The 20,626-nt window shown below is 71.2% G+C and carries 22 protein-coding genes and 1 tRNA gene; 13 read left to right on the top strand and 10 right to left on the bottom strand.

Translation table 11 applies throughout. From position 1 onward, the window contains the following. Window positions 1–511, bottom strand: a 511-nt coding sequence (locus tag DTB53_RS03845) for a sporulation protein (RefSeq protein ID WP_146777713.1), incomplete at its 3' end; no start/stop codon positions are given. A 387-nt stretch (window positions 512–898) separates the two neighbouring features. Between DTB53_RS03845 and DTB53_RS03840 the strand changes: the two genes are divergently transcribed. From DTB53_RS03840 to DTB53_RS03820, 5 genes are all read left to right on the top strand, one after another. Further along, window positions 899–2,236 carry a hemolysin family protein gene (locus DTB53_RS03840; protein ID WP_003964166.1) on the top strand — a complete coding sequence of 446 codons (1,338 nt, stop codon included), beginning with the start codon at window positions 899–901 and terminating at the stop codon, window positions 2,234–2,236. Then, entirely contained in the window at window positions 2,233–3,249 is a 1,017-nt protein-coding gene (locus DTB53_RS03835; protein ID WP_012377689.1) for a hemolysin family protein, read from the top strand. The genes DTB53_RS03840 and DTB53_RS03835 overlap by 4 nt, the downstream gene beginning before the upstream one ends. Window positions 3,250–3,374: 125 nt before the next feature. Further along, the gene (locus tag DTB53_RS03830) at window positions 3,375–3,995 is read left to right on the top strand and encodes an L-threonylcarbamoyladenylate synthase (protein ID WP_003964168.1); all 621 of its coding nucleotides are present in this window, start codon (window positions 3,375–3,377) and stop codon (window positions 3,993–3,995) included. Between the two features lie 80 nt (window positions 3,996–4,075). Further along, complete coding sequence (locus DTB53_RS03825; protein ID WP_042498040.1) at window positions 4,076–4,696, top strand: hypothetical protein; 621 nt, start codon at window positions 4,076–4,078, stop codon at window positions 4,694–4,696. A 116-nt stretch (window positions 4,697–4,812) separates the two neighbouring features. After that, entirely contained in the window at window positions 4,813–5,037 is a 225-nt protein-coding gene (locus DTB53_RS03820) for a hypothetical protein (protein ID WP_003964170.1), read from the top strand. Here the strand turns inward: DTB53_RS03820 and DTB53_RS03815 are convergent. The 3 genes from DTB53_RS03815 to mptB form a co-directional block, all read right to left on the bottom strand. Further along, entirely contained in the window at window positions 5,022–5,591 is a 570-nt protein-coding gene (locus DTB53_RS03815) for an AAA family ATPase (protein ID WP_042495369.1), read from the bottom strand. The genes DTB53_RS03820 and DTB53_RS03815 overlap by 16 nt on opposite strands. A 35-nt stretch (window positions 5,592–5,626) precedes the next feature. Next, window positions 5,627–7,303 carry an ABC-F family ATP-binding cassette domain-containing protein gene (locus DTB53_RS03810; RefSeq protein WP_003964172.1) on the bottom strand — a complete coding sequence of 559 codons (1,677 nt, stop codon included), beginning with the start codon at window positions 7,301–7,303 and terminating at the stop codon, window positions 5,627–5,629. Window positions 7,304–7,611: 308 nt separating this feature from the next. Next, on the bottom strand, window positions 7,612–9,120 hold the full coding sequence (mptB, locus tag DTB53_RS03805; protein ID WP_042495372.1) for a polyprenol phosphomannose-dependent alpha 1,6 mannosyltransferase MptB: 1,509 nt from the start codon (window positions 9,118–9,120) through the stop codon (window positions 7,612–7,614). A gap of 196 nt (window positions 9,121–9,316) precedes the next feature. Here mptB and DTB53_RS03800 point away from each other — a divergent pair. Next, window positions 9,317–9,389, top strand: a tRNA-Trp gene (locus DTB53_RS03800). An 18-nt stretch (window positions 9,390–9,407) separates the two neighbouring features. Here the strand turns inward: DTB53_RS03800 and DTB53_RS03795 are convergent. Next, the gene (locus DTB53_RS03795) at window positions 9,408–9,677 is read right to left on the bottom strand and encodes a hypothetical protein (protein WP_003964175.1); all 270 of its coding nucleotides are present in this window, start codon (window positions 9,675–9,677) and stop codon (window positions 9,408–9,410) included. Between the two features lie 125 nt (window positions 9,678–9,802). On the opposite strand from DTB53_RS03795, the gene DTB53_RS03790 reads away from it, so the two are divergent. From DTB53_RS03790 to DTB53_RS03765, 6 genes are all read left to right on the top strand, one after another. Then, a complete protein-coding gene (locus DTB53_RS03790; RefSeq protein WP_012377693.1) occupies window positions 9,803–10,423 on the top strand; it encodes a DinB family protein in 621 nt (206 codons plus the stop codon). Between the two features lie 107 nt (window positions 10,424–10,530). Beyond that, window positions 10,531–11,364, top strand: a complete 834-nt coding sequence (locus DTB53_RS03785) for a PP2C family protein-serine/threonine phosphatase (RefSeq protein WP_003964177.1) — start codon at window positions 10,531–10,533, stop codon at window positions 11,362–11,364. Window positions 11,365–11,428: 64 nt separating this feature from the next. Then, window positions 11,429–12,454 carry an MASE1 domain-containing protein gene (locus DTB53_RS03780; RefSeq protein WP_172595242.1) on the top strand — a complete coding sequence of 342 codons (1,026 nt, stop codon included), beginning with the start codon at window positions 11,429–11,431 and terminating at the stop codon, window positions 12,452–12,454. A 312-nt stretch (window positions 12,455–12,766) separates the two neighbouring features. Next, a complete protein-coding gene (locus DTB53_RS03775) occupies window positions 12,767–12,961 on the top strand; it encodes an antitoxin (protein ID WP_003964179.1) in 195 nt (64 codons plus the stop codon). Between the two features lie 278 nt (window positions 12,962–13,239). Continuing rightward, entirely contained in the window at window positions 13,240–14,844 is a 1,605-nt protein-coding gene (locus DTB53_RS03770; RefSeq protein ID WP_012377695.1) for a sigma-70 family RNA polymerase sigma factor, read from the top strand. A gap of 54 nt (window positions 14,845–14,898) precedes the next feature. Then, the gene (locus tag DTB53_RS03765; protein ID WP_003964181.1) at window positions 14,899–15,276 is read left to right on the top strand and encodes a VOC family protein; all 378 of its coding nucleotides are present in this window, start codon (window positions 14,899–14,901) and stop codon (window positions 15,274–15,276) included. Window positions 15,277–15,369: 93 nt separating this feature from the next. On the opposite strand, the gene DTB53_RS03760 is transcribed toward DTB53_RS03765, so the two are convergent. Then, entirely contained in the window at window positions 15,370–15,711 is a 342-nt protein-coding gene (locus DTB53_RS03760; RefSeq protein WP_003964182.1) for a hypothetical protein, read from the bottom strand. Window positions 15,712–15,760: 49 nt separating this feature from the next. Further along, window positions 15,761–17,434, bottom strand: coding sequence for an aa3-type cytochrome oxidase subunit I (gene ctaD, locus DTB53_RS03755; RefSeq protein ID WP_086023588.1), 1,674 nt, complete (start codon window positions 17,432–17,434; stop codon window positions 15,761–15,763). A gap of 361 nt (window positions 17,435–17,795) precedes the next feature. Here ctaD and DTB53_RS03750 point away from each other — a divergent pair, with 361 nt between their 5' ends. After that, the gene (locus DTB53_RS03750; RefSeq protein WP_012377697.1) at window positions 17,796–18,455 is read left to right on the top strand and encodes an NADPH-dependent F420 reductase; all 660 of its coding nucleotides are present in this window, start codon (window positions 17,796–17,798) and stop codon (window positions 18,453–18,455) included. 90 nt (window positions 18,456–18,545) lie between these two features. On the opposite strand, the gene DTB53_RS03745 is transcribed toward DTB53_RS03750, so the two are convergent. The 3 genes from DTB53_RS03745 to DTB53_RS03735 are packed head-to-tail and all read right to left on the bottom strand — an operon-like array spanning window position 18,546 to window position 20,235. Beyond that, complete coding sequence (locus DTB53_RS03745) at window positions 18,546–18,884, bottom strand: hypothetical protein (protein WP_003964185.1); 339 nt, start codon at window positions 18,882–18,884, stop codon at window positions 18,546–18,548. Beyond that, the gene (locus tag DTB53_RS03740) at window positions 18,881–19,657 is read right to left on the bottom strand and encodes an Asp23/Gls24 family envelope stress response protein (RefSeq protein WP_042495384.1); all 777 of its coding nucleotides are present in this window, start codon (window positions 19,655–19,657) and stop codon (window positions 18,881–18,883) included. The genes DTB53_RS03745 and DTB53_RS03740 overlap by 4 nt, the downstream gene beginning before the upstream one ends. Continuing rightward, window positions 19,648–20,235: an RNA polymerase sigma factor gene (locus DTB53_RS03735; RefSeq protein ID WP_003964187.1), complete on the bottom strand. Its 588-nt coding sequence runs from the start codon at window positions 20,233–20,235 to the stop codon at window positions 19,648–19,650. The genes DTB53_RS03740 and DTB53_RS03735 overlap by 10 nt, the downstream gene beginning before the upstream one ends. Between the last annotated feature and the right edge of the window lie 391 nt (window positions 20,236–20,626).

Raw genomic sequence — 20,626 nt, 5'->3', positions numbered from 1 at the left:
TGCCCCGGATGTGTCCGAGTTCCAGGTCGGCCGACCTGAACGCGTAACCGAGCTGCCCGAAGGCCTCCAGAATCGCTTCCTGCGCGGGCAGCGGTCCCACCGCGAGCGCGTCCAGGTCGCCCTTGTCCCGCGCTCCCGCGATCTCCAGCTCCGTGCGGATGCCGAGCACGGGGCCGAGGTGCTGACCGTGGAGCTCGGTGATCGGCGTCTCCCACGGCAGCGTGACGGAGAACGGCACCGCGTGCTCGGCCTCCTCCGCCAGCCGGAATCCACCGCCGACGGTGAACCGTTCGAGGACGACCGTGCCCTCGTGCTCCTCGTCCTGGTCCTCCCTCTCGACCCGGGCGACGAGGAGGAGCGAAATCCGGTCCACCGTCACGTCCGATCCGCCGCCCCGCAGGCGGACCTCGCCGGTGAGGACGGCTCCGGGCAGTGCGGGGCCGGGCTCCAGAACGGTGTCGACCGAGGGTCCACCGACCCCGAGGGCTCCGAGCAACTTCTTGAACACCATGTGCGGCGTCCGCTCCTTCTGTGTCTGGGCGATCTCCACGGATGGGTGATCTTCGCCGATGGATGATCGAGGGTGCGTGAGCCACCTCGCCGGGCAGAACCTCCGGAGAGGCGAAGAGGTTCCCCGGCACACGACCACGGCGTACGGTTCCGGCCAGCAAGATCACGGACGCCGTGGCCGCCGGGGTGGGAAGGCACTGGGTGTGACACCCGCCACTCCCCTTTGCTTTGCGTTCCCTTTACTATCTATGGGGCGGGTTCACACCCGCATTCCCCCGTCGATCCCGACGACCCGAACAGAGAAGGAGCTGCGCACCGCAATGGGTGAGCCTCCCAGTACGAACCGTGTCATCCCTGATCCCGCGCACCAGGGGACGGAGGTGACACGGTGAGCGAAGTGGCCCTTCTTCTCCTCGCCCTCGCGCTGACGCTGGCCTGCGCGGTGTTCGTCGCGGCCGAGTTCTCGCTCACCACCGTCGAGCGCAGCGAGCTCGAACGCGCCGTGAGGGCCGGGGAGCGCGGTGCCGAGAGCGCGCTCAAGGCGGCCAAGCGACTCACCTTCCAGCTCTCCGGCGCCCAGCTCGGCATCACCGTGACCTCCCTGGTCATCGGCATGCTGGCCGAGCCGTCCCTCGCGGTGCTGCTGCGCGGCCCGCTGGAGGGCGCCGGGCTTCCGTCCGGTGCCGTGTCCACGGTCGCCACGCTTCTCGGTGTGGCCGCCTCCACCGTGGTCCTCATGGTCATCGGCGAGCTGGTCCCGAAGAACTGGGCGATCTCCAGCCCGCTCACGGTGGCCAAGGTCGTCTCGACCCCGCAGCGGGCCTTCACGGCCTGTTTCGCTCCGCTGATCCGGCACCTCAACAACTCCGCGAACCGTTTCGTGCGCCGCCTGGGCCTGGAGCCGGCCGAGGAGCTGGCCTCCGCCCGTACGCCGCAGGAACTGATCGCGCTCGCCCAGCACTCCGCCCGCGAGGGCGCCATCGAGCAGGATTCGGCCGAGCTGTTCGTCCGTACCCTGCACCTGGCGGAGCTGTCCGCAGAGAACGTGATGACGCCGCGCGTCGACGTCCGTGCGCTGGAGGCCCACGCCACCGCCGCCGATGCCGCGAACCTCACGCTGGCCACCGGCCTGTCCCGCTTCCCGGTCTACCGGGACAGCCTGGACGAGGTCATCGGCACGGTCCACATCCGCGATGTGCTCGCCCTGGACGAGTCCGAGCGGGGCCGGACCCCGGTCACGGCCCTGGCGACCGAGCCGCTCCTGGTGCCCGACTCCCTGCCCGTCGACCGGCTGCTCGCGCAGTTGCGCAAGCGCCGGACGATGGCCGTGGTGATCGACGAGTACGGCGGTACGGCGGGGGTCGCCACCGTCGAGGACATCGTCGAGGAGGTCGTCGGCGAGGTCCGCGACGAGCACGACCCCCACGAGCGCCCCGACCTCGCACCGGCCGAGCCGCTCGGCGACGGGCGCCCGGTCTGGGAGGCCGAGGGCAGCATCAGGCTGGACCAGCTCGACCGGATCGGCTTCGGCGCGCCGGAGGGCCCTTACGAGACGCTCGCCGGCCTGCTCGCCAACCAACTGGCCCGCATTCCCGTCCGCACGGACCGGGTGGAGGTCGACGGCTGGCAGTTCGACGTGCTCGACATCGAGCACCACCGGGCCGACCGGGTCCGGATCACCGCGCCGGCGCCGGCGCCCGCCCTCGTGGAGGAGGACGCCCGATGACCACCGTCCAACTCGCCATCGGTGTGCTCACCCTCCTCACCAACGCGTTCTTCGTGGGCGCGGAGTTCGCGCTCATCTCGGTCCGGCGCAGCCAGATCGAACCGCAGGCCGTGCGGGGCAGCCGCCGCGCCAAGAGCGCCCTGTGGGGCCTCGAACACCTGTCGGCCGCCATGGCCACCGCGCAGCTCGGCATCACCATCTCCTCCCTGGTGCTGGGTGCCGTGGCCGAGCCGGCCATCGCCCATCTGCTGGAGCCGCCGTTCGACGCGGTCGGCGTTCCCGACGCGCTGGTCCACCCGATCGCCTTCGTGATCGCGCTGACGCTGGCGACGTATCTGCACATGCTCATCGGCGAGATGATCCCGAAGAACATCGCGCTGGCCGCCCCGGTCGCCACGGCGCTGGCGCTGGGCCCGCCCCTGGTGGGTCTCACGCGGGCGCTGCGGCCGGTCATCTTCGGTATCAACGCGTTCGCCAACATGCTGCTGCGGCTGCTCAAGGTGGACCCCAAGGACGAGGTCGCCTCGGTGTTCACCGACGACGAGCTCGTACGGCTGGTCAAGGACTCCAGCGAGGCGGGGCTGCTGGCCCCCGCCGACGGGGAGCGGCTGCGGGACGCGCTGGAGCTCGGCACCAGGCCGGTCGGCGAGGTGATGGTCCCGCTGAACCGGACCGTCACGGTCGAGCTGGGCATCACCCCGCAGGGTCTGGAGCGGGCGGCCGTCGCCTCGGGCTTCTCCCGGCTCCCGGTCACCGGGCCCGACGACGGGCTGCTGGGCTACTTCCACATCAAGGACGCCCTCGGTGTCGCGGAGCGCACCAAGGCGCTGCCCACGAGCGCCCTCCACCCCGTGATCCGGGTCGAGATCGACACCCCGCTCGACGACACCCTGACCGCCATGCGCGCCGCCGGTACGCATCTCGCGGCGGTCGCCGGGGGCAAGGGCACGGTCATCGGCTTCGTGACCATGGAGGACGTGCTGGACGAGCTGGTGGGGGCCGCCGCGGTCTGACCGGCCCGGTGGTGAACTCCACCGCGCGAAGCGGAAGAAGGGGCGGCCCGTCGTACGACGGGCCGCCCCCACTTCTTCACAGCGGAGGGCTCTACCGGTCCGGCGCGAGCGCGTAAGCTCGGCGAATGGCCAAGTACTTCGACGTGCACCCCGCAAACCCCCAGCCCCGCACCATCAGCACGGTGGTCGACAGCATCCGGTCCGGTGCGCTCGTCGCGTACCCGACCGACTCGTGCTACGCACTGGGTTGCCAGTTGGGCAACCGCGACGCCCTCGGCCGGATCCGGTCGATCCGGAATCTCGACGACAAGCACCACTTCACTCTGGTGTGCCACGACTTCGCGCAGCTGTCGCAGTTCGTGCGCGTGGACAACGACGTGTTCCGGGCGGTCAAGGCGGCGACGCCCGGCAGCTACACGTTCATCCTTCCGGCGACGAAGGAGGTTCCCCGCCAGTTGCTGCACCCGAAGAAGAAGACGGTCGGTGTGCGCATCCCCGACCACGTCGTGACCCAGGCCCTGGTCGCCGAGCTCGGCGAGCCGTTGCTCTCCAGCACCCTGCTGCTGCCGGACGAGGCGGAGCCGCTGACGCAGGGCTGGGAGATCAAGGAGCGGCTGGAGCACGAGGTGGACGCCGTCATCGATTCGGGGGACTGCGGCACCGAGCTGACCACGGTCATCGACTTCTCCGGCGACGAGCCCGAGATCGTACGCCGCGGAGCCGGGGACACGTCCCGCTTCGAGTAGCCGGTACGGCGGCGGGGTCCGCCGCGCCGGCCGCCACCGGCCGGTCGTCCCCGCCCCTCGTTACGGGGAGACTGGTGGGCGTGACAGGTGAGCGACTGCGGTTCGACGGCTGGATCGCCGGTGTGGGGACCGTCTCGGGTACCCGGCTGGTGGTCGGCCACTGGCCGCGTTCGCCGTTCGGGGCGTTCAGCGACGTCATGGTCGAGCATCCCGGCGGCGAGCGGGTCCTGCTGGCCCCGTCCCGGCCGATCGCGGACTTCGTCGCCGCCACCTACCGCTTCGACCGGATCGAGGTGGTGCCCGTGGCCGTCACGGTCGCCGGAGACAGCTGGCTCGTCGAGGCGGGAGCGCTGCGGCTGCGGCTGCGGACGGGACGCCGCTCCGCCCTCGGCCTGCTGCTGTCCGCCGTGCCGTCCCCCTTCGCCCGCAGCCCGCTCTGGGCCGCGCTGTGCGATGTGCCGGCCCGGCTGCTGATGCCCGGAGTACGCACCCTGGGCCGCGCGGGTCCGGGGCGGCGGGAGTGGTACGGGGCGCGCGGGCTGCGGCCGGTCGTGGCCGCGGACGCCGTGCTGGACGGGGCGAGCCTGGGCGGGCTCGCCCCACTCGATCCGCCCGTCGCCTTCGGGTTCGGCTCCGCTCCGCGCAGGCCCTCCCTGGTGCGTGTCACCACAACGGTGGAACTGGCGACCGCCGAGCGCTGAAGCCCTCCCCGGCCCCCGTGGAGACCACGGGAGCCTTTTGAGGGGCTGCTTCCGCTCGCCGTCGGAGGGTGCGGGCCGGGGATGCGAGGGGGCGGGGCGCGTCGCAGGGTGGACCCATGGCGAATCCCCCGATCGTCATCCACCGGCCGACCCCCTCGGGCGGCCGCCGGGTGACCGTGCACTACGAAGGCCGGGACGAGATACTCGGGCTGGCCCACAGCGACCACGACGTGATCGTGTTCCTGAACGAGGCCGGCCTCGAGGAAGCGGACCGGATTCTCGACAACCCTGTCTGGGTGGAGTGGCGGGGCGGCCGGGCCCACCACTACGAGGCGGCCTGAGACGCCGCGTCACCTGAGCCTCCCCCACCGCCCAGCCCGTCGAGGATGGCCGAAACCGTCTCCTCGGGCGTCTGACGGGAGGTGTCCAGCCACAGGCCGACGCGGGGCGTCCCGCCGCGCAGGAACGTGTCGAACGCTTCGACCGTCCACTCCCCGTAGCCCTTCTTCGCCCGCGTCTCCTCCCTTTCGCGCACGGCCTCGGGAGAGGGGGCGAGCACGATGACGTGGAGCGGGCGGGTACGGACCCGCTCGACGTATCGGGGCAGGTCGTCGCCGAGGACGATGTCCTGCACGACGGCCGTCCATCCGTCGTCCGCGTAGGCGTCGGCCACCTGTGCCGAGAGCCGTTGGCGCAGGTCGAGCTGGCTCCGTGCCTCCTCCGCCTCGTCGGGCGCCATGTCCGCCCGGCCGGAGACGATCATGCGGCGAAAGAGGTCTCCGCGCACATGGACCGCTCGGGGCAGGCGCTCCGCCAGGAGCTGGGCGACGGTGGACTTCCCCGCGGCCATCACTCCGGTGATCAGTACGACGCAGGGGCCGAGGCCGGTGCCCATCGGAATCTCCTCGTTCTTCGATCGTGAGGCCGTCGTCACGCCGTGCCCGCAGGGGTCGATTCCGGGTTGCCGAACAGGGCTCGGACCTCTTCGGCATCGGTCTCACGCAGCGTGTCGTCCAGCAGCACCCAGCGGGTGATGCCCACGGAGTCCAGGAAGGGCAGGTCGTGGCTGGCGATGACGAGCGCGCCCTCGTAGGACTCCAGGGCGCTCGTCAGCTGGCGCACACTGGCCAGATCGAGGTTGTTCGTCGGCTCGTCCAGCAGAAGCAGCTGCGGGGCGGGGGCGGCGAGCATCGTCGCGGCGAGGGCGGCCCGGAAGCGTTCGCCGCCCGACAGGGTGCCCGCCGGCTGCTCCGCGCGGGCTCCCTTGAAGAGGAACCGGGCGAGCTGGGAGCGGATCTGATTGTCGGTGGTGCCCGGGGCGGTGCGGGCGACGTTGTCGGCGACGCTCAGTGCGTCGTCGAGGACGTCCAGCCGCTGCGGGAGGAACTTCAACGGCACCGCGGTCGTGGCCTCCCCTGTGCTCGGCGGGAGCTCTCCGGTGAGCGTCCGCAGGAACGTGGTCTTGCCGGCCCCGTTGCGGCCGACCAGGGCGACGCGCTCGGGTCCCTGCACATGGAGGCTGCCCTCGCGCAGCCGTCCGTAGGGAAGGCTCAGGTCCCGCACGGTCAGGACGGTGCGGCCCGAGGGCACCGCGGTATGGGGCAGGCTCACCTTGATCTCGGCGTCCCGGCGGACGGCTTCGGCGGCTTCCTCCCTGCGCTCGCGGGCCTCGTCGAGCCGGTCCTCGTGCAGGCCGCGCAGCCGGTCCCCGGACTCCTGGGCCGACCGCTTGCGTTCCCCGGCGACGATGCGCGGGGCCTTCCGCTGACCGTCCAGCTTCTTGTCGTGGCGCTGGCGGCGGGCGACCTTGATCCGGGTCTCCTCCAGTTCGCGCTGCTGGCGGCGTACGTCGGCGTCGGCGGCGCGCAGCATCCGCCCGGCGGCCTCCTGCTGGGTGGCCAGGGCCTCCTGGTAGGCGGACCAGCCGCCCCCGTACCAGCTGACCGAGCCCGACCGCAGTTCGGCGATGCGGTCGACCCGCTCCAGCAGGTCCCGGTCGTGGCTGACGACGATCAGGATGCCGGTACGCCAGGAGTCGACGGCGTCGTAGAGCCTGCGGCGCGCGAACAGGTCCAGGTTGTTGGTCGGCTCGTCGAGGAGGAGGACGTCCGGGCGCTCCAGCAGCAGCGCGGCCAGGCGCAGCAGCACGGTCTCACCGCCGGACAGCTGACCGACGGTGCGGTCCAGTTCGACGGCGCCGAGCCCGAGGGAGCCGAGGGTGGCCAGGGCGCGCTCCTCGACGTCCCAGTCGTCGCCGACCGTTTCGAAGTGCTCCTCGCGGACGTCTCCGGACTCGATGGCGCGCAGGGCGGCCCGGCGCTCTCCGATCCCGAGGGCCGCGTCGACGCGCAGGGAGGTGTCCAGGGTGATGTTCTGCGGCAGGTGGGCGAGGTTTCCGCCGACCGTGACGGATCCCTGCGAGGGACGCAGCAGTCCGGCGAACAGGCGCAGCAGCGTCGACTTGCCGGCGCCGTTGGCTCCGGCCAGACCGGTGCGGCCGCGGGGGACGGTGAGGGAGAGCCCGTCGAAGAGGTGCGTGCCGTCGGGCCATCGGAAGGTGAGGTTGGAGGCCGCCACGGATGCGCCGGGCGCGGTGGGATGGCTCATGTGGTTCTCGCAGTCGGAAGCGGGGGGAACGGGGGGCTTCGTATGCGAACAGCACGCGGCGACCCGGCCGGGGCCGGAGAGCGGTGGGGAGAGCAGTCCTGCGAAGGTGAGGGACGACTCAGCACCGAGGTCGCATCCACGCGGAAGTCACGGGCGGCAGAAATGCCGACAGCGTCGTGACCGTGTACGGGCCAGGGCCGTACCGCGCGATGATCGCGGACCTCAGATGCGCAACGTCCACCTCTATCGGAGACAACAGGACCCGCTCACCCTAGCCGAGGATCTTGCCGGGCGTCGAGGGGATTCGTTCAGGGAGCACTCTGCGGGGCGGGCGAAGCGGTGGACGCGGAGGGGTCCCGGTCCTCCACCGAGCCCGGCGGGTCAGCGGGGCCCCGTCCACCGGGCAGTCGGGCGCCGGGCGGTACGACGGGGGTACGCCGGAGCGCGAAGGTGCCGAGGACGGCGGCGAGTCCGGCGAGGACGAATCCGTAGGGCGGGGTGGCGCCCATGGGATGGGTCTCGTACACCAGTGCCGCCGAGAGCACGATCAGGACCGCCCAGAGGCGACCGTACCGGTCGGTGGCGGCGACGACGGCCATGCCCCACAACAGGTACCAGGGCTGGACCATGGGTGAGAGGGCCACCAGGACGAGCAGGGAGAGTCCCAGGGCGTGGGCCGGCGTCATGCCGCCCCGCATCGCGCGCCGGGCCAGTGCGACGATCACGCCGACCGCGACGGCCAGGCCCAGGGTCTGGACGGCGGACTTGACCGGGTCCGCGTCGACGCCCAGGAGCAGTCGGGCCAGCTCTCCCAGTCCGAGGCCGATGTCGCTGGTGACGGAGAGCGCGGTGTGGATGTTCGCCGCGACGCCCTGGGTGCGGAGCCATCCGAATCCGGTGCCGCTGATCAGCGTGGCCCCGCCGGCCACCGCGCCGGCGATCAGGCCGGGTGCGAGCAGTCCCTTGGCCCAGCGGCGCCACTGGGGGCCGGTCGCGGACGCGTGCACGAGGACCCCGATGAACAGGAGAGCCACGGCCGCCGGGGACTTGACCATCATCGCGAGGCCCACCAGGGCGCTGCCCGCGATCCACCGGCCGCGCAGCGCGAGGACCAGGCCGGCGAGCATCAGGCCGATCATCAGCCCGTCGTTGTGCATGCCGCCGACCACGTGCATCAGCAGCAGCGGGTTGAGCGCCCCCAGCCACAGGGCGCGGCTCTCGCTGCGGCCGTGTTCGCGCGCCAGGCGGCGCAGCGACCAGACGATCAGGGCGAGGGAGACGAGCGCGACGAGCCGCATCGCCAGGACGGCGGGGACGATGGTGCCGCCGGTGATCCGGGCGACGGCCGCGGAGACGAGCAGAAAGAGCGGTCCGTACGGGGCCGGGGTGTCCCGCCAGTGGTTTCCGACGCTGGCGGCGGCGTCGCCGCCGATTCCGCCGGGGTCCAGGGCGGAGGGGCCGACGGTGTAGACGTCGTGCCCTTCGAGGACCATCGAGCCCTGGGCGATGTAGCTGTAGACGTCGGCGCTGTAGAGCGGCGGCGCAAGCAGGAACGGGGCCGTCCACCAGGCCAGGGTGACGAGCGTTTCGCGGACGGTGGAGGCCGTCTTGCCGTACTGCCACCAGGCCACGACGAGCACGGTCAGTCCGACGTACGTGAGAACGGCCGCGGCCGCCTTCGCAGCGGACCCGTGGTCGGTCCACCATCCCCAGGGGTCGTGGACCGGCAGCTTTCCGGCGAACCAGCCGCCGGCGACGATCGCCACAGATCCTGCCGCACCCAGCCGACGGTGCCCGACCGTACTCAAAGCCCACATGACCGGCCAACCTATCGGACGGCCCTTGCCGGCCCGCGGCCCTCCCCCGGCCTGTCCGGCATCCCGGAGGAGGCTCCGCACCCGCCCCGAAGGACCGGCCGGCCGTGGGGCCGTGCCGCGCGAGGGGAGTCGACGCCGAACCCGCGTAAATCCGTTGGCCCCCGGGCGCATGCCTGCCAGACTTCACCCGTCACCAAGGGGCGTAGCTCAGCGGCCAGAGCGGCGGTCTCCAAAATCGTATGTCGCAGGTTCGATTCCTGCCGCCCCTGCCGGCGCAGCCCGGCCTTTCACCGGACGTCGCCGCGCCAGTCCCACTGGTGGCTGTCCGGCGACCTCGGTCCGTACTCGGCGCGTCCTCCGGGTCCGTAGGCGCCGATCTCGGTGACCAGCCCGACGCCGTCGCGCAGATCCGCCTCGCCCCAGCCGGTGACGTCGAGCAGGAGCCCGTCGAGCGGGCCGCCGACCAGCTCGCGGTAGTCGTGACCCGGCCTCGGCCCGGGGCGGGGGTCGTCGTGGTCGGTGCCGTACACCCGTCGCTGCCTCATCAGCTCGTCCATGCGGGCAGCATCCCACCGGGCACTGACAACGGCTCGGTGCGAGGGTCCATCCGGCCAGGGTCGCCGCATCCCGCCGGCCCGGACAGGGGCGCGCGCGGACGCGCCCGGCGTGGGACGCTCCGCGGATGATCCTCCCACCGCGGCTGATCCCGCTGCTGGACCAGTTCGACTTCGCCTGCGAGCGGCTCCTCGCCCGCCTGTCCGGTCCCGCCATGGACAGCGGCAACGGCGTCGAGATCGGCGTCACCCCGCTCGGTGACGACGAGCACCTCTGGGAACCCGTGCCCGACTGCTGGTCCGTACGCCGTCGCGGCGACGCCCCCGGGGCGCGGGCGACCGTTCTGGCGGGAGCCGGCGCCTGGGGCCGAGACGCGGCGGAATCCCCGCATCCGTTCCCTCCGCCGTTCACCACCATCGCGTGGCGTCTGAGCCATCTCGCCGAAATGCTCACCCTGCGTGCCGACCACACCTCTGGCGGCAGGACGCTCACGCGTGACGGCTACCGCACTCCGGGGGACGCCGCCGGGGCCGTGGCCGCCTTCGGGACCGCGTCCGCCGCCTGGCGCGAAGCCCTGCTCACCGCCGACGACACGGCCCTGGACACCATCGGGTACAGCACGTATCCGAACGGCAGCGACGCGGAGGATCCGTTCGTCGACATCGTCTGGTGGGTCAACCAGGAAGTGCTGCACCACGGCGCCGAGATCGCGCTGCTCCGCGATCTGTACCGAGCCAGGCCGACCTGAGCGGCCCCCGCTCCGGGTGGGAAAGCGGGTACGCACAGGTGCCCGCGGTCGCCGCCGAAAGGCGCCCGCCCTATGATTCAGGGACATAACGCACCGCGGAGCGGCACATGAACCGGCGTCGGACTCCCCGCTCAGCTAGCGCCGAAGACCTGCTCAACACCCTGCAGGACCTCACCGCCCGCGCTCGGCGCGAGGTGGAGTTCCACCAGGCCAGGGTGGAGTTGGCGCAGGCGCTCCAGCGCGACATGCTGCCCGCGGCCCTGCCCGCGGTCCCCGGTCTCCAGTCCGCGGCCCGCTACGCACCGGCCCGCCACGGCCTGGACATCGGCGGCGACTGGTACGACGGTTTCCCGCTCGCGGACGGGGCCCTCGGCTTCGCCATCGGCGACGTGCAGGGGCACGACGTCGAGGCCGCCGCCTTCATGGGGCAGGTCCGTATCGCGATGCGGGCCATCGCGGGCACCGCGTCCGATCCGGGAGAGATCCTCGGCAGGACGAACGACCTGCTGGTGTCCGTCGACTCGGGTCTCTTCGCGACCTGTACGTTCATGCGCCTGGACCCGGCGACCTGGGAACTGCACAGTGCGCGGGCCGGGCACGTGGCCTGCGTGTGGGCCACCACGGAGGGGCGGTCCGGCGTGACGGAGGATCCGGGCGGCCTGCCGCTGGGCATCGAGCCGGGCGAGGGTTATCCCGTCACCCGCCGCACCCTCGACTCCGACGGTGCGATCGTGCTGCTGACCGACGGGGTCGTCGAGGGCCCCTCGCTGCGGATCGAGGACGGTCTGGAGCGTGTACGCGGGCTGGTCGCCGCGCACGCGGGGTCGAGCGCGGGTCGGCTGGCCGACGAGGTGCTGGGCGCGGCGGAGGTGACGGGGCACGAGGACGACGCCGCCGTCCTGGTCCTGCGGCATGCCGCCGCGCACCGCGGACCGCGGTGACGGCTGACCGTACCGCGCGTGTCACCTGCCGTGTCCCCGGGGCCGTCGGTGTCTGATGAGTGGTGTGATCCGCACCGAAAGAGCCAGACACCGGGCCATGTACGTGGCGCAGATCCTGGGTGTGGCCGGCGCCTACTACCTGGTGGGACATCTCGGGCTGATGCGCCAGGTCGTCGTGGACGGCGCGGTCGTCACGCCCCTGTGGCCGCCCACCGGCATCGCCCTGGCCTCGCTGCTGTGCCTGGGCGTCCGTGTCTGGCCGGGCATCGCGCTGGGAACGCTGGTCACGGTCTCCGAGATCGGCGACGCGTTCACCGTGAGCCGTCTGGCCATCATGCTCGGCAACACGCTCGCCCCGCTCGTCTCCTGCGCCCTGCTGCGGAGGGTCGGCTTCCGTAGCGAGCTGGTCCGGCTCCGGGACGGGATCTGCCTGGTCTTCCTCGGCGCGTTCGCCGGAATGCTGATCAGCGCCACCATCGGGAGTGTCACGCTGCTGCTCGACGACAAGGTTCCGCCGGGACGGTTCTGGCTGGTCTGGTCGTCCTGGTGGGCGGGGGACGCGATGGGGGTCCTGGTGGTCACTCCCCTGCTGCTGGTCCTGCGCAGGGTTCGATGGCCCCGGCCGTCCGACCGGTGGCTGGAGGCTTCGCTGCTCGCGGCCGTCGCGGTCACGGTGTCGCTGATCGCCACGCGCAGCTCGCTGTCGATGGTCTATCTGGTCTTCCCGGTGATCATCTGGGCGGCTCTGCGCTTCCAACTGCCGGGCAGCGCTCCCTGCGCCCTGGTCGTCTCGGTGCTCGCCATCATCGCCGGTACGGATGCCGTGGGACCGTTCGCCGGGCACAGCCTGATGGAGATCATGGCCAATCTGACCCTGCTCAACGCGAGCGTCGCGCTCACCGCGCTGCTGCTCGGGGCCGTCGTCGCGGAGCACAGGAACATCCGCCGCGAGACCGAATACGCCGTCGAGGAGCTGGAAGCCCTGGTGGAGCAGTTGGCACCCCTGTCGGGGCCGGGTGCGGCGCGGTACGGGGACCGCGAACGGCGGCACGGGCCGCTCGACGGCGGCCCTCACCCGGACCCCCAGTAGCGCGGGATGCGCTCCGGAGCGCCGAGAAGTGCGGGGTGCCGACGGTCAGTACGGCAGGGGACGGCCGGACGGGGTGCGCAGGTCCAGCGGCGGCGGCCCCGAAGGGGGCGGGGGACGACGGACGACAACTCGGATGCGGCCCATTGCCACCACCTCCTCCTGGTCAACCGGTATCTGCCCAGTCGGCGCGGCTTCACACTTCCCGGCCGCCCCGTCCCTCCGTCGACGTCCTCGCGGCCAGCGGCGCGGATGCGGACGGTGGCGGGTGCGGTGACCCTGGAGAGGGGGGCGCAGAGTCGACGAGGAGGACGCATGTCCGCACTGGACAAGATCAAGAAGATGCTCAAGGGCCACGAGCAGCAGGTCGGCAAGGGCATCGACAAGGCCGGCGACATGGTCGACGACCGCACCCAGGGCAAGTACAAGGGGCACGTCGACACCGGTCAGGACAGGCTCAAGCAGCAGTTCGGGGCGGACCGCGACCAGGACGGGCCGCCCCGCGCCTGAGCCTCTCCCAAGCGGCCGGGCGGATGCCGTCCGGTGTCCGCCGCCGTTCCGCGCACCGGTCCGTGCCACGGATCACTCTCCGTGGCACGGACCGGTGCGCGCAGCAGGTCGGACCCTCCGCGCCCACCGGTCGTGCGGGGGCCGACGGCGGCCGGTGGCCAAGGACGGCCGCGAAGTTTTCCGGGGTTGCCCGCCGGATTCTTGTTATCGTCCCGCCCGCACCTCATCTCCCGAGTGTGGGAAGTGACAGCACCGGACCCCGGAAGAGTGAGCACAGCATGGGCAAGGATCACCCGACGGCCTTGATCACGGCGGCGCAGGGCGGCGACCAGCAGGCCAAGGACCAGCTCGTCTCGGCGTACCTGCCGCTGCTGTACAACGTCGTCGGACGCGCGCTGGACGGCCATGCGGACGTGGACGACGTGGTGCAGGAGACGGTGCTGCGTATGCTCCGGGGCCTGCCGGAACTGCGCGACCCGGAGCGGTTCCGCTCCTGGCTGGTGGCGATAGCCATGAACGAGATACGCACGCACTGGCGCGACAGACAGTCCGGTGCGATACCGGCGGACCGGCTGGACACCGCGTACGACCTGCCGGACCCCCGCGCGGACTTCGTCGAGGTGACGATCCTGGAGCTGGGCCTGACCGGTCAGCGCCGGCAGGTCGCGGAGGCGACACGCTGGCTGGACGAGGACGACCGCGCGCTGTTGTCGCTGTGGTGGCTGGAGACCGCCGGGCACCTCTCCCGCGCCGAGGTAGCCGCGGCCCTCGAACTCTCCCCGCAGCACACGGCCGTACGGGTGCAGCGGATGAAGGCCCAGCTGGAGGCGGCGAGGGTCGTGGTGGGCGCGCTGGCGGCCGAACCGCCGTGCGTGCTGCTGGAGGACATCGCCGCGGGCTGGGACGGCGTCCCTTCCGCCCTGTGGCGCAAGCGGCTGGCCCGCCACGCCCGCGAATGCACCGTGTGCTCGGGGTACCGCTCGGGGCTTGTCCCCGCCGAGGGGCTGCTGGTCGGTCTCGCACTGGTCCCGGTGGCCGCGGCAGGAGCGGGGGCCGCTCCGGAACTGCTCACGACGGCTGCGCACCTCCAGGCGCCCGGTCCCGATCCGCACGGCGCCGGGGCGGGGCGGGCGGAGCGCAGGCGGGTGCAGGCCCGGCGGCGCCGTCGCAACTCAGCCATAGCCGCCGTGGTGGCGGTCGCCGCGCTCGGCACGGGCGGCACCGCGGTGCACCTCTACACCGACGGAGACGGCCAGGACGCGACGACCGTCACGGCCGACGCTCCGGCCCCCCGCTCCCAGGCGCCCACATCGGCCTCGCCGACGTCATCCCCGTCGCTTTCTCCCACGCCGACGTCGCCACCGTCGCCCAGCGCCTCCCCGTCGCCCAGTCCCTCGCGTACGCCCAAGGCGAAGCCGAAGACCAGCACCCCGGTGCCGCCCGCGCCCACCACCGCCCCGGCCCCCGATCCGGACCCGCCGGCGCCCGCGCCGCAGGCGCCCGCGGGAACCGCCGGCCAGGTCACCGATCTGGTCAACGCCGAGCGGGCCAAGGAGGGCTGCGGTCCGGTCACCGTCAACGATCAGCTCAACACGGCCGCACAACGGCACTCCGCCGACATGGAGGCCAACGACTACTTCTCGCACACCTCGCAGGACGGCAGGGATCCCGGCGACCGGATCACCGCCGCGGGGTATCGGTGGTCCACCTACGGCGAGAACATCGCCAAGGGCCAGCAGACCCCGGCCGATGTGATGCGGTCCTGGATGGACAGCCCCGGACACCGCGCGAACATCCTCAACTGTTCCTTCAAGGAGATCGGCGTCGGCAAGCAGAATTCGGGCGGCGGTCCGGTGTGGACACAGGTGTTCGGAGCCCGCTGAGTCCGCGGAAGCAGGTGGTCGGGGCCGCCCCGCGGACGCCCCTAGGATGCCGCCATGATCGCTCAAGTGGAGTGCGTGGCACTGGACTGCCCGGACCCGAAGGAACTGGCCGGCTTCTACTTGTCCTTGCTCGGGGGCGAGGTCGACCGCACCGACCGGAGATGGGCGTGCGACGCGGACTGGTCCACGCTGCACACCCCCGGTGGCCTCGTCCTCGCCTTTCAGCGGGTGGCCGACCACCGCCCGCCCGGCTGGCCCGGTCAGGATCCGCCCCAGCAGTTCCACCTGGACTTCGGCGTCACCGACCAGGAGGAGGCGCACGAGGTGGTCCTGGCGTGCGGGGGTTCCGTGCTCGACGCCGGGGACGAGGCACGCGGGTGGCGTGTGTACGCCGACCCCGCCGGGCACCCCTTCTGCCTGGTTCGGCACTGACCGTTCCCGGACCGCTCGCGCGGCCGGGCCCCGTCCGGTGCGGCCACTGACCGGCCGCACCGGACCCGCAAGCCCCGCCGAGTCCCGCCGTGGTCAGCGCAGGGCCAGCATCAGCACCGTACCGAGGCAGGTCGCCGCCCCCACCGCACCGGCCGAGACGGCGACGCAGCGGACCCGGAGCCGGGCGTAGCGCCCGGTGTACTCCTCGCGCAGTTCGTCCGCGCGGTCCCGGACGCGGATGAGCGACTCCCGGGACGCGGCGACGCGCTCGGCGATGAACACCCGCTCGACGTCCTCACGCTGAGCGGTGGTCAGCCAGGGCAGTTGGTGGGTGAAGAGGCGCGCCTGTCGTCGCGCCCGCTCGATCTCCGCGTTCCACAGCAGAAAGCCCTCCAGTTGCGCCAGGCCGCGGGCGCAGTCCTTCTCGGGTTTCACCCCGTCCTCCTCTCCCTCTCCGACGCTTCGTCAAGGGCGTGGGTCGCATTCACTCGTGCTGGTCCCCGGGAGCCACGATCGTGGAGTTCTGGGGACGGTTGGTGACTTGCTCCAGGGAGCGGACGTCCGGGTGGTGCAGGTCGAACGCCGGGGATTCGGAACGGATCCGCGGCAGGGTGACGAAGTTGTGGCGGGGCGGCGGGCAGGACGTGGCCCATTCCAGCGACCGGCCGTAGCCCCATGGGTCGTCGACCTCGATCTTCCGGCCGTACTTGGCGGTCTTCCAGATGTTGTAGAAGAACGGCAGGATCGACAGGCCCAGCAGGAAGGAGGAAATGGTGGAGATCGTGTTCAGCGCGGTGAAACCGTCGGCTTCGAGGTAATCCGCGTAGCGGCGGGGCATGCCCTCGGCACCGAGCCAGTGCTGGACGAGGAACGTCCCGTGGAATCCGACGAAGAGGGTCCAGAACGTCATCTTCCCGAGCCGCTCGTCCAGCATCTTCCCGGTGAACTTCGGCCACCAGAAATGGAATCCGGCGAACATCGCGAACACCACGGTGCCGAACACCACGTAGTGGAAGTGGGCGACGACGAAGTACGAGTCGGAGACATGGAAGTCCAGGGGCGGTGAGGCGAGAATGATCCCGGTCAGACCGCCGAACAGGAAGGTGACCAGGAACCCGACGGACCAGAGCATCGGGGTCTCCAGGGAGAGCGACCCCTTCCACATCGTGCCGATCCAGTTGAAGAACTTCACTCCGGTCGGAACGGCGATGAGGAAGGTCATGAACGAGAAGAACGGCAGCAGCACTCCCCCCGTGACGAACATGTGGTGCGCCCAGACGGTCGCGGACAGGCCCGCGATGGCGATGGTGGCCGCGACCAGGCCGATGTAGCCGAACACCGGCTTGCGGCTGAAGACCGGGAGGATCTCCGTGACGATGCCGAAGAACGGCAGGGCGATGATGTAGACCTCGGGGTGGCCGAAGAACCAGAACAGGTGCTGCCACAGCAGGGCGCCGCCGTTGGCCGCGTCGAAGACGTGCGCACCGAACTTGCGGTCGGCCTCCAGCGCCAGCAGGGCGGCGGCGAGGACCGGGAAGGCCAGCAGGACCAGAACACCGGTCAGCAGGACGTTCCAGACGAAGATCGGCATGCGGAACATCGTCATGCCGGGTGCGCGCATGCAGATGATCGTGGTGATGAAGTTGACCGAGCCGAGGATCGTGCCGAAGCCGGAGAAGGCCAGACCCATGATCCACATGTCTGCGCCGATACCGGGCGAGCGGACCGCGTCGTTGAGCGGGGAGTAGGCGAACCAGCCGAAGTCCGCCGCACCCTGCGGGGTGAGGAAACCCGCCACCGCGATGAGCGAGCCGAAGAGGTACAGCCAGTACGCGAACATGTTCAGCCGCGGGAACGCCACGTCGGGCGCGCCGATCTGGAGCGGCATGATCCAGTTCGCGAATCCGGCGAACAGCGGCGTCGCGAACATCAGCAGCATGATCGTGCCGTGCATGGTGAACGCCTGGTTGAACTGCTCGTTCGAGATCAGTTGGATGCCGGGCCGGGCCAGCTCGGCTCGCATCACCAGCGCCATGAGCCCACCGACGCAGAAGAACGCGAAGGAGGTGACGAGGTAGAGCGTGCCGATCGTCTTGTGGTCCGTGGTGGTCATCCATTTGACGACCACGTTGCCGGGTTCGCCGCGCCGTACCGGCATTTCGTCCTGGTCGGCGGTATCGGTCTCCACCGATTGCGAGATGCCCCTCGTCGTCACTACGACGCTCCTTCGATCGACGGCCCGTGTGGACTCGGCGACCAGGATGGACCCGCGGAGATCGGTGCGGTGGGACATCCTTCCCCGTCCGGGGCGAGCGGCCGACAAGGACACTCAAACGGCCTAAGTTCGTCCGCTCCGTGCTCGGCCGGGCAAGCGAACGAGATACCAACACCACCAAGCCAATCGGATATTCCTTCGCGATCACCGGAATAGCGACTCCGGTGCCGGAGTTGGTGAATCGACGGAACACTGCACCCCTCTGCGTGCTTTCTCACTCGGCGAGCTTCGGAAGGTCGGACCCATGAAGATCGGCATCATCGGCGCGGGCAACATCGGCGGCAACCTCACACGACGTCTGACCGCCCTCGGGCACGAGGTCGCGGTCGCCAACTCCCGTGGCCCCCATACGCTCACGGCCCTCGCCGAAGAGACCGGGGCGAGGCCGGTGCTTGCGTCGGAGGCCGCGCGGGACGCCCAAGTAGTCGTCGTCACCGTGCCGCTGAAGGCCGTTCCCGACCTGCCCGCCGGGTTCCTCGACGGTGCGGCTGAGGGCGTCGTGGTCATCGACACGGGCAACTACTACCCGCAGCAGCGCGACGGCCGTATCGCCGCCATCGAGGACGGGCTGCCCGAGAGCCGGTGGACGGAGCAGCAGATCGGTCACCCCGTGGTCAAGGCGTTCAACGGCACGTACGCCCAGGACATCCTGGACCGGGGCCGCCCCCAGGGCTCTCCGGGCCGGCAGGCGCTTCCCGTGGCGGGCGACGACCCGGCGGCCAAGCAGGCGGTCCGCGACCTCATCGACGAGTTGGGCTTCGACACGGTCGACAGCGGTGGCCTGGATGAATCCTGGCGCCAGCAGCCCGGCACGCCCGTGTACGGCAGCCGGGGTGACGTCGACTCCATCGCGAAGGCTCTCTCGGAGGCATCGCGGGAACGCACCGCGGAGTGGCGCGCCTGATAGCGGGCGTCACGTGGGAGGGACCACCGGGCGACCACTCCGGCCGGGCGGACAACGGGGGTATCCGCCCTGCCGGAGGACCGGCGGTCCTCAGACTATGCCTGTGACCGTGATCCTCAGCGAGGCCACCGGCTCCTCCGGCAGCACGGCGACGACCGCGGCTCGTACGGCCCTGGTGACGTCGAGCGCCCGGTGACCGCGGCGCAGGACGAGCCGGATATCGATGTGCCAGCCGTCGCCCTCGTCCCGGCCGACCCGCACTCCCGGTGTCCTGTTCGCGGTCAGTGAGGCGCGGCGCGGGGTGCGCTCGGTGATCCGGTTGCGCAGCAGGTCCGCCACGCCGGGGCGCAGGAACGCGACGCCCGGTACGCCCTGAGCGGCCTCGGCGGCAGCTCCGGCCACCCGGTCCCGGCGTGTGTCCGCGATCATCGCGTTGCTCCCGTCCCGTGTCCGTCGGCCCGGCCGTTCGCGTGTCCGCCGGTGACCGTGCCGTCCTCTCCGTCTCCATCGCCGTACACACGGTGGCCGCCGCCCTCGTAGAAGACGTCGAGCGTGTCGACCGTGTCGAGGATGTCGACGACGAGAACATCGATGGCCGCGAGACGGATACCGATGTCACGGTCGGCGACCTCGGCGACCCGTGCGCGCACGGCATCCGCCAAGTCCCGCAGGGGCCGGCCGACACTCGCCGCCACCTCGACCCGGACGTGCAGATCACCGGTCGGGTCCGCGGGGTCGAGAGGGGCGATACGGCAACTCCCGGCCCGCACCCCGGGCAGGCTGTCGACCGCCGACCGCAGTATGCGTGCGACCGCGGACTCGACCATCCAGTGGTCCTCCCCCGGTTCTCCCAGCGGCAGTGGGCGTCCCGGGCGCAGTTCGAGCCGCACGAGGTCCATGACACGAGCCGTTATGGCGGTGGTGTCCGGTGTCCCGGGCTCCTGCTCGCAGGTGCGGCGCACCGCGTCGTCAAGACCCGTGAGGTCGGCCAGAGCGGCCGAGCAGAAGGGGCATGGGGCGAAGTGGGGGTCCTCCGCCGAGCGGCCGGTGTCCCAGGCCTCCCAGACGTCGGCGAGCAGGCGCCCGCAACCGAGACGCTCGTCCTCCTCCTCATAGCGGCGCTCGTCGTGTCGGCTCTCCCCGTACTGGCTCTCCTCCAGCCGGCTCTCCTCCGGCCTGTCCGGATCGGCGCTCATCGCCATGCGCTCATCTCCTCCGTCAAGGAGCGGCGGGCCCGGAAGACCCGGCCGCGCACCGCCTGCAGACTGATTCCGACCGTTCCCGCGATGCTCTCGTACGACAGTCCCTGCATCTCGCGCAGCACCCAGCACACGCGCTGTTCGGGCGAGAGCTTCGCCATCGCTTCGGCCAGCGCGTCGACGGCAGCCCGCGACTCCACCGCACGGGCGGGTGACGCCTGATGCTCAGGGGCGGCCTGCTCGGGCACCGAGTCGAGGTCCGCCGCGGGTCTGCGGGCTCTGAGCCGGTTGAGGCAGCGGTTGGTGACGATTCGGTAGAGCCACGTGTGGAACGAAGCGTCCCGGCGGAACTCGGGAAGTTTTCGCCAAGCGCTCACGAAGGCGTCCTGTACGGCGTCCTCCGCGTCCGCCCGGTCGCCGAGAAGCCGCGTCGCCATCTGCAATATTCCTGGGCCGTGTCTGCGCACGAGCACCTCGAAGGCCTCCTCGTCCCCTTCCCCTGCCCTCACGACCAGGAGTGCCTCGTCGGACGGCGCGGCGTCCGGCGCACGCTCCGTCAGCTGATTCCCGTCACCGGGCACGGACCAACTCCTTCCCCGCTCATTTCCACGACGCCTGCTCCCGCTCCCGCTCCTGTACGCGTCCGGCACGCGACCCTGCACGTGTCTCTCCGCGTTCCTCGTGACCGCTTCTCGTCGTTGGACACAGCGCGAGGCCGAACGTCACGCACTCACGCAGATTTGTCCGCACCGCACGGTGTGAGCCTCGACCCGCATCCTCTGCATCCGCCTCGCCTCCATCCACCTCACTTCCATCCGTCGGTCCGCCACCCGTCTGCCCGCTACCGGCCGGGCTGCCGCCCGCCGGTCGGTCTGCTTCCGAAAAAGTCCGCGAACCCGCGTGACGAATCGGCGCACTGCGTGTCCAACGAAATGTCAGGCAGAACGAGCCGAGCGAGACGCGAGGAGTTTC

This window comes from Streptomyces griseus, from assembly GCF_900460065.1.
Lineage (GTDB): Bacteria > Actinomycetota > Actinomycetes > Streptomycetales > Streptomycetaceae > Streptomyces > Streptomyces griseus.
This window is presented reverse-complemented; position numbering and strand designations above follow the sequence as displayed.